The 1,775-nt window shown below is 67.7% G+C and carries 2 protein-coding genes; both read right to left on the bottom strand.

The features are described from left to right. The coding region (locus tag I55_RS38770) for a DUF6468 domain-containing protein (RefSeq protein WP_049974650.1) at nucleotides 1–530 on the bottom strand (530 nt) is incomplete at its 3' end. Beyond that, nucleotides 527–1,606, bottom strand: coding sequence for a flagellar motor switch protein FliM (gene fliM, locus I55_RS30265; RefSeq protein ID WP_004271642.1), 1,080 nt, complete (start codon nucleotides 1,604–1,606; stop codon nucleotides 527–529). The genes fliM and I55_RS38770, both read right to left, overlap by 4 nt. Nucleotides 1,607–1,775 lie beyond the last annotated feature (169 nt).

The following is a 1,775-nucleotide window of genomic DNA, read 5'->3' as shown; positions in this document are numbered from 1 at the left end:
GTCCCCTTCCAAACGCGCCGGCAGGGAGCGCGGCTCAGGNCCGATGCCGCGGGGGAAACGCCACCGCGCGGGGGCGCCTCAGCCCGGTGGCCGTTGACGGANCCGCCGGCCACGCTGCCGCGCAAGGCTTCCGCCCGGGGCATGTCACGTGGCTCCGGCCGGGTGTCGCGCGCGGAATCCGCCGGGGCGCCACCGGCGCGGGCGCGACCAGCGGCCCCCTCCAGCCGGCCGGCCAGCGCGTCGGCCGCCTGGGTCATCTGTTCCAGTTCCTCCCGCATCTTGTCGGCGCGGGTGATCAAGTACTGTAAGGCCTCCCCGGATTCGGCGGCGGCCTTGCGCATGCCCTTCACCCCGGCGTCGGCCTGGGCGGTGGCCTCGCTGAACTCCCGCACCAGGGATTCCATCTCGCCCCGGCTGTCGCGCAGCTGGGCGATCTGGCGGTTCAGGCGCAGGGCGTAAATGATGGTGGCGACCAGCAGGCCGCCCACCACCACGTCCAGCGCCAGCGACAGGATGATGGTCAGGCTCATGTCGGCGCGGTCTCCGGCTTGGGCGCCTCACGGTCGATGCGGACGGCGATGTTGCCGCCCTTGCGCCCCATGCGGCCCAGGAACATGGGCACGTCGCCGCAGCGCAGCTCTATGGTGTCATCCGGCGCCACGTTCAGCAGCACGCGGGAGCCCACCTTCCAGTTCAGCACGTCGTAGAGCGACAGCGTGATCTCATCCAGCACCGCCGACAGGTGCACGTCGGTCATCCACAGCTCGGACGCCAAATGGGTTTCCCAGATGCTGTCGCGGCCGAACTTTTCACCCATGAACATCTGCAACAGCAATTCGCGCACGGGTTCCAGGGTGGCGTAGGGGATCAGCAGCTCCAGCCGGCCGCCGCGATCCTCCATGTCGATGCGCAGCTTCACCAGCACGGCGGCGTTGGCCTGGCGGGCGATGGTGGCGAAGCGCGGGTTGGTCTCCAGCCGGTCGAAGCGAAAGGTGACGGGCGACAGGGGGTCGAAGGCCGCCGACAGGTCGGACAGCACGACGTGCACCATGCGCTCCACCAGGTTGCGCTCGATGGTGGTGTAGGGCCGGCCCTCGATGCGCATGGCCGCCGTGCCGCGCCGGCCGCCCAACAGCACGTCGACGATGGAATAGATCAGCGCCGAATCGATGACCATCAGGCCATAGTTGTCCCATTCCTCGGCCTTGCACACGGCCAGCATGGCGGGAAGCGGAATGGAATTCAGGTAGTCGCCGAAACGGACCGAGGAGATCTGGTCCAGGCTGACTTCCACATTGTCGGAGGTGAAGTTGCGCAGCGACGTCGACATCATGCGGACCAGGCGGTCGAAGACCACCTCCAGCATGGGCAGGCGTTCGTAGTTGACCAGCGCCGAGTTGACCAGCGCCATGATGCCGGAATTGTCGCCGTCGCCGGCGCCATCCTTGTCGAAGCCCAGCAGGCTGTCGATCTCATCCTGGTTCAGGACGCGGGTGGCCCCGCCGCCCATGTCGCCGAAACCGCTGTCGCCGGCACCCTCGTCCGCCAAGGCCGCCCATTCGGCGGCCATGCGTTCCTCTTCACTCAGCTCCTGCGGATCCGGCATCGGTCAACGCTCCAGCGTTCAAAACTCAACTGCGGGGCACCGGCGCCCCGCCATCCTTCCATTCAACGCCTGGTCCATCAGCCCCTGGCGGCCCCCGGCAATCTGGGCCCGATGTCACTGGGATTGTACCAGAATTTCCTCAAACAGCACGTCCCTCACCCGTATCGGG

Origin of the sequence: Azospirillum sp. B4 (assembly GCF_000333275.1) — a bacterium.
GTDB lineage: Bacteria > Pseudomonadota > Alphaproteobacteria > Azospirillales > Azospirillaceae > Nitrospirillum.
Note: the sequence above shows the minus strand (reverse complement) of the source record. Positions and strands in the feature narration are given on the sequence as shown.

Coding starts and splice junctions, on each gene's coding strand:
- fliM (WP_004271642.1), bottom strand. CDS start 1,606: ATGCCGGATCCGCAGGAGCTGAGTGAAGAGGAACGCATGGCCGCCGAA.